The 6,721-nt window shown below is 31.3% G+C and carries 3 protein-coding genes and 1 tRNA gene; 2 read left to right on the top strand and 2 right to left on the bottom strand.

All coding sequences use genetic code 11. From position 1 onward, the window contains the following. Positions 1-173: 173 nt before the first annotated feature. Both AAEO59_RS13835 and AAEO59_RS13830 read right to left on the bottom strand, forming a co-directional pair. Entirely contained in the window at positions 174-1,499 is a 1,326-nt protein-coding gene (locus AAEO59_RS13835) for an SWIM zinc finger family protein (RefSeq protein WP_341701342.1), read from the bottom strand. 1 nt (position 1,500) lies between these two features. After that, positions 1,501-4,614 (bottom strand): DUF6493 family protein, encoded by a 3,114-nt coding sequence (locus AAEO59_RS13830; RefSeq protein ID WP_341701341.1) that lies wholly within the window; start codon positions 4,612-4,614, stop codon positions 1,501-1,503. Positions 4,615-5,087: 473 nt separating this feature from the next. Here AAEO59_RS13830 and AAEO59_RS13825 point away from each other — a divergent pair. Next, positions 5,088-5,154: transfer RNA gene (locus AAEO59_RS13825), tRNA-Ser, on the top strand. Positions 5,155-5,502: 348 nt separating this feature from the next. Continuing rightward, positions 5,503-6,600, top strand: a complete 1,098-nt coding sequence (locus AAEO59_RS13820) for a slipin family protein (RefSeq protein ID WP_341701340.1) — start codon at positions 5,503-5,505, stop codon at positions 6,598-6,600. Positions 6,601-6,721: the final 121 nt, after the last annotated feature.

Genomic DNA, 6,721 nt, shown 5'->3' with positions numbered 1-6,721 from the left:
AAATTCGTCTGATAATAAATCTTCTTTTTTCATAAGACTGTGTAATATTTAAATTTAAACAAAAAAATAATGAGGTCGTAAAACCCCATTATTTTTTAATTACACAGTTTATGTTATAGTACCAATTTTTAAATTAGGGTAAATATGTTTTTTTTTTGAATGGGCTAATTAAATTAATGAATCATTTTTACGCCTAGAATATGTTTGCATATTCCTCTTTTCCCTTGATAGGTAGTAAACCAATCGCAGGTACAGTGCTGATTATCTCCGTTTATAATTACTTTGTGAGTTACACCGGTTCCTTTAACATTAGCTTCAATGTAATTATGTCTTTTAGTAATGATTTGAATATCTTCATTGTCAATTAATTTTTTGGCATTTTTCAATCTAGGATTGAGACTTAAAATCCGTTCGGTTTTAAAAGGTAAACGTCTGTAAAAATGACTGCGTTCTTCAATATCATACCCTAATAAGCCCATTGATGATAGGCTTGCGGTTAGATTTTCAATTGTTCCAAAGTCAATATCATTTTCAATTGCTAACATTGTAGGATCAAATGATTCATTTGATTTTAATAGGCTGTTAAGTCCATAAACCCATTCTATAGGAAGATTTTCAGTCATGTTTTCAAGTGCTTTTCCTTCACCTGAAAAACCTCTGTATGCGTCCGGTGAAAATGCCATCAATAATTGCATTTTTCCAAATTCACAGACAAAAGCACAAGTTTCTTTGTCGGATGATTCATGGATGTAGATTTTATTAACTAAAGGTAAAATGCCTTCCAGTAAACGTAAACGATGAATACCGCCAATTCGGACGCTATCTGGAGTTTCCAGGGTTGAAAACATAAATTTTCCTGCCCGTTTAGTTATGTAGAATTCGCCTTTAATATTTCCTTTAGGTAAGCTTTGAAAAAGTTGTATTGCTTGAATTTTATTTAGTTCAAATTTTTTATCCATATCGGTTAAATATAATTGAACACTTGTTAAACCTTTAATCCATCGTGGTGGGAGTGTTACTTTTTTTTCAGCAACTTTAGTTTTGGAGGTTATTACATGGACATCATGTTGACCAACGGCTAAAGTAACTTTTTCATTTTTTTGAATAGCATTCAAAGCATTCAGCATGGGCTCATTAAAATCAACATTAGTAGTGCCAGAAGCAATAAATTCACCATCAATAGCTTCGGGTTTCATATCTAAACGTACGTATACTCCATTACAAGAAGAAAAGCCTTCAAAACGCATTATTTTAGCTCCCGCAGTAATAATAGGGTCTCTTAAACTTGGTGGGATTGGTCCAAAACTTGAACGAACTACTTTGGCAATTGTTGTCCAACATTTAGCGGTTAAATAAGGATCGGTTAAACTACCCCAAAAAAAGCAAGGTATATTATTTATTTCTTCTATTTCTGTTTGGTGTGCCATTACCAAATTATTTATACCTTTTGTTTTATTTAAGGTAGAAACATTCTGATAGCTATATAGTAAATCGTTCATTTTATGTAATTAAAAGTTGTTTGATTAGAGGTTTTAGCGAATTGTTCTCTTTATATTTTTCAAAAAAATGAATACTTTCTATTGATGGTTTTTGATTGGTTTTTACCATAATATCTAAATAATTTTCAACCATTTTTTTAAAATTAGTTGGCAATTTATCGTTTATTTCTATTCTTTTGAATATTCCTTCTAAAATTAAGAATAATGCTGAGTTGTGTAGTGGAGAAACATCTTTTAGGCTAATAATTCCGTCAATAAATCGTGATAGAACACCATATTTATTTGAAATCAGGAAAGCTAATTTTTCAGTAAAAAGGTTTGTGTCTATATTTTGCTTTTCGACCAGACTTATAATTACTTCTGAAGCTAATAAACGAAGATCTTTTTTCTCCTGAAAGAAACAACAGGCAAATACCAATGATGAGGTTGTATCAAATTGAAATCCAGGTAAGTTCACAATGTTTAAAAATCCTTTTAACTCATCATTAGTTCCTTCGGCTGTTTTGCAGTTTTTTTCTAATAATAAGTACGAAAGTGGCTGATTGTTTTGAGGCATAAGACTATTCCAATAATAGGTGTTGTCTTCCGAACGTAGTACATAATCAGAATGCCATTTGTATCTTTCTTTTTTTGGGTGTAAATCTAAATTATATATAAAATTTTGCGGAACGTTTTTCTCAACGGGTAGCTGATATGTAAGTTCCATCCACGAAGGAGAACGTTCTAAAATTTTGGTTTGATAATTTTTCCATTCGTTCCAATTTTCTTTAAAATGTATTTCGGTAACATAAGGTTTTGTAATGAACGGAATATCATTTAGTGCTGTTTTTTCAAATTCTTCAAAGGTTTCATTTGGATAATAGGTTCTAGCGGCAACGGCCCATAATGCTAGTTTTTCAGCATCTTGATTAGAACCTGTTACTTTTTGAAACACTTTAGAAATTATAGATGAAGAACTGATTTTAACTTCTTTTGAAACTCCAAGACAAAAAGACATTAATTCATTCATTTCGGTATCAAGTTTACTCAACAATGGAAGAGCCTCATCTATATTTTCTCTTGGCATTCGGCTAATTGCAATACTTAAATCGACTTTATCAATAGTTTCATTTGAATTTTGATATTGAATAATTCGTTCTAAAAGTATTTTAGGTGCAACCCAATAAGGTTTGTGGGTAGGAAATGATAATAAAGGGATTTTTGATCCATCATGGTTTTTTAGAAGTGCTTTTTGAATAAGAGGTTTTATAAGTTTGAGAGTATTCAGTGTAATTAATTCTTTATCGTTTATTCTATAAACAAAATCTTTATTAGGGATTTTATTGATTAATAAATTCGTAATATAAGTTTTTAGAATACTTGTAAAGTAAGTCTTCTCCAATTGTTTTAAGTAGGGTTGTAATTGACTTGTATAATCCGAAGGAAACAAATGTGTTTGTGAAATAAATACATTAATTATTGTTTCAGAATCAATTATTTCATTAGAAGCAATAAAACGCCCAATTAAAAAGAGGATTTCATTCCAATCTTTCGGAATTTCAACTTCTTCAACAAGTACTTTTATTTTTTCATTTTTATATTGATAATGTTCTAATGAAGATTCATCAATAACCAATTCATCCTTACTCAAAAACTCACTTAAACTTATTTTAATGTTTGCTTGCATGAAGCTTACATAAGCGGTTAGTTTCTCAGTTAGAGAGTTATCTTTTTTGCTGCCAATTTTTAAAAGTAGTTTGGTTGTTTTTTCTTGAATATTTAAATCTGAAATAATATAAATATCAGTGATTATTAAGGCAATTTGTTTGTTTAGTTTTGGTTTGTTGTTGCTTATTTTTTCCAAAACCATTAAACTTTTTTTAATAGCGGCCTTACAATCGTTTCGCATCATTAAGCTTTCAACCCATTCTAGATATGTTTTAGTTTTAAATTTGGGATGACTCTGTATTTTCTTTATCAAATCAGCACCATAATTGACAATGGTTGGATTGGAATTATGAAAGAAAGTAAAAATGTTCTCTTGAAATGGAATTAGATCTTCAACAGTTGTGTTTATATCTTCTACTATCTTCCTAAAAAAGAGTTTTAGATTATTATTCCATTCTTTTGTTTGAATTAGGATTGCATTTTCAAGTAATGTTTTTTTATCTAATTTGTTTTCGACTATTAATTGGGTTAAAGCCAAATTCCAAGTATTGAATTCTCTGTAGCTGGCATTTGGAGTTTCATTAAAGGTACTATTTTGAATATTTGTTTCATATTCAAATAATAGTGGGATGTCTCTTTTATATGCAATTTCATCATTCGTTAAAAAATCTACAAATTCTCGAGGTTTTATTTTTCCATGCCAACTATTAAATCTAGACAAGCATAACCCAAATAATTCAGGGTTGAAAGTAATAAAGTTTTTATCCTCTAGGAAACGGAGTGATTTATAATCAAAATTTTGCCACTCATTTTTTCTAAATCTATCCAGAATATAAAGTTCAATCCACTTGGGTTTTGTCCAATTTAAAATTTCTAAAATGACAGCTTCATGTGCTCTTTCTAAATAGTTGATTGCTTCGTCAAACGAGAGAATATCTGTTTTATCAAAAGTTGCAATAGCACTTAATGTTATTATTTCTTTTATCTTTTCATCACCGCGAATTCCCCAAGACCAATTATTATCTTTTGTTTTTTTATAACCAGGTTCTTTCGTTAAATCAATGAATGTCATCCAATAACGCTTGTTTTTTTTGATATGTCTTCTGATTGGATCTAAATTCCCTTTTGTGTTTTTTTCTAAAAAAGGTAAAAGTAATGCACTGTTTTTTTGATTTATTATAGTGTCGTATTCTTCTAAAATTGCAGTTATATTGTTCGATTTTCCGCTTTTGGTATCCACTTTATTAACTATCAAAACATCACCATTTTCAGAATATCCTTTTTTGATTTTTTCTGCTATTAGCTTTTCTGCTGTTTTTAGGCAATCTTCGTCTTTTTCAAATATTTTGGTTTGAGATATTCCAGCAGTACCATTTCGACCATAAGTAACTGTAAATTCACTTTTTGCAACTTCAATTTGCCAAAACTTATCTGAAGTTCCGTCGATGTATTTAAGATGTTTCTTCATGGATATTGATAATATAGTTTGTATATATGGCTGGTTAAAGTAGTAAATATCTCAAATAATAATGATAACAAACTAAAGAAATTTTTGATTTTTTTTATTAGTGCAAAATAATTTTTACTGCGCAAAATAACTGCGCACTTCGTTTTGAATATTTGTTCAGGAAATAAAACAAGTTCTTTGAGTTAGTAATAGGTCTATAATTAGTGATTGTCAGATCGAATCTTTCGAAAGGGCTCAAGACTAGTAAAAGGCGAGAACCATTTATACATCTCGACTGCGCTCGATGTGACAAAGGTTTAGTTGAAATACAATATCAAACAAGTCCTGTTGGGTGTTTCTGTATAGCACTAATGTAGCAAAGGTTTCGCGAAAGCGGATGATGCTTTGCTGTGCAACTTGATTTGGAGGTTTAGGCTGTTTTCCAAAAAATGGTCACCACTCTATGGGTCGTGGGTTCGATTCCCGCTTCCGAGCAATCGGAATAGTTCAGTTGGTTAGAACAATAGAAAATTCGCAGGTTCGAATCCTGCAATCGATTTAGGTTCGATTTGACGGCTGGTTGTCTCCAGAGCGCATCACTCTTAAAAAGATGTACCCAAAAAAACTGCTTTGTCTTTGTCAGTGAAATGTAGGTTTAAGAATTGAATTTCACACTCATGATAAAGCCAGTGCGAACAGGAATGGGGTTTGAAAGACACTTTTTCTTTTCGATTTGATTGTTTGAGTGATTGTAGCATCGCTTTTTCAAAAAAGAATCGCAAACAAATAGCGTAAACAAACAACAAAAATGTTCGCCCGTTTTTCTCGGAGGAGAAAGACAAAGTGGTTTTTTATTTAGAAATGAGAAAGAAGTATTAAGTATTAAGAAAAAAAATAAAAAGAGAAATTATGATAAAGAGAATTACAATTAATGCGTACCAAGTGGGTTTGGTGTTTGAACGCGGGAAGTTAACAAAAGTATTACAAGAAGGAAGATACTGGATTATTGGAAACAAAGAGTTAAAAATATTTGAGATGAAACAATCATTTGTAGCTCCAATAGAACTGAATATTTTGTTAGAGAACAAAGAATTGGCTTCCCTATTAGAAGTTGTGGAAGTAGGTGATAACGAAATAGCGTTGTATTATACAAACGGTATGTTTAAAGAAGTATTACAAACTGGTCGTTACGCTTTTTGGAAGGCTTATGTGAAAAACGAATTTGTAAAAGTAGATGTAACAAAAGTTGACATTACAGAAAATATTGCAACAACTTTATTGGAAAATGCCAAATTACGAATGTACACTCGCAAATTTCAGGTTTTTAATTATGAAAAAGGATTGTTGTTTGTTGATGGTAAATTGATCAAAGAAGTAATGGCCGGAACTTATTACTTTTGGAACAACAATACCACTGTTGAGGTAAAAACAGCTGATATGAGGCAACAGCAATTGGAAATTTCAGGTCAGGAATTGTTGACTAAAGATAAAGCAGGATTGCGAATCAATTTTTATGTGAGATACCAAGTAGTAGATGTTTTGAAAGCTTTGGTGGATAATAAAGATTTTGAAAAACAGTTATATGTGTTGATGCAGTTGGCTTTAAGAGCCTTTGTGGGAAGTTTGACTTTGGACGAATTGTTGAGTAAAAAAGATACGATAGCTACAGCAATTTTAGAAGATGTGACGTCTAAAATCAGTACTTTAGGTTTGTCAGTTTCTGATGCGGGAATTCGGGATGTAATTTTGCCAGGAGACATGAAAGAAATCATGAATCAGGTTTTGGTAGCCGAGAAAAAAGCACAGGCTAACAGTATTATGCGACGTGAAGAAACAGCTTCCACCAGAAGTTTATTGAATACCGCCAAATTGATGGAGGAAAATGAAATGTTATGGAAGTTGAAAGAAATGGAATATGTAGAAAAAATAGCCGACAAAATAGGTGAGATTAGCATTTCAGGTGGTGGAAACATCATCGGACAATTGAAAGAGATTTTTGTTAAATAAGGGAAACCACGGATAGTTTTTATTCGTGGTTTTTTGTTTGGGAAGAAAATAGAGAATGCATAAAATACAAATCCTCCTCATTACCCCCGACAGCAGCGGCATCCTTGTGGCGGTGGCGTTT

This window comes from Flavobacterium flavipallidum, from assembly GCF_038289905.1.
GTDB lineage: Bacteria > Bacteroidota > Bacteroidia > Flavobacteriales > Flavobacteriaceae > Flavobacterium > Flavobacterium flavipallidum.
The sequence above is the reverse complement of the archived record's forward strand: the minus strand, read 5'-3'. Positions and strand labels throughout refer to the sequence as shown.

Coding starts and splice junctions, on each gene's coding strand:
- AAEO59_RS13830 (WP_341701341.1), bottom strand. CDS start 4,614: ATGAAGAAACATCTTAAATACATCGACGGAACTTCAGATAAGTTTTGG.
- AAEO59_RS13820 (WP_341701340.1), top strand. CDS start 5,503: ATGATAAAGAGAATTACAATTAATGCGTACCAAGTGGGTTTGGTGTTT.
- AAEO59_RS13835 (WP_341701342.1), bottom strand. CDS start 1,499: ATGAACGATTTACTATATAGCTATCAGAATGTTTCTACCTTAAATAAA.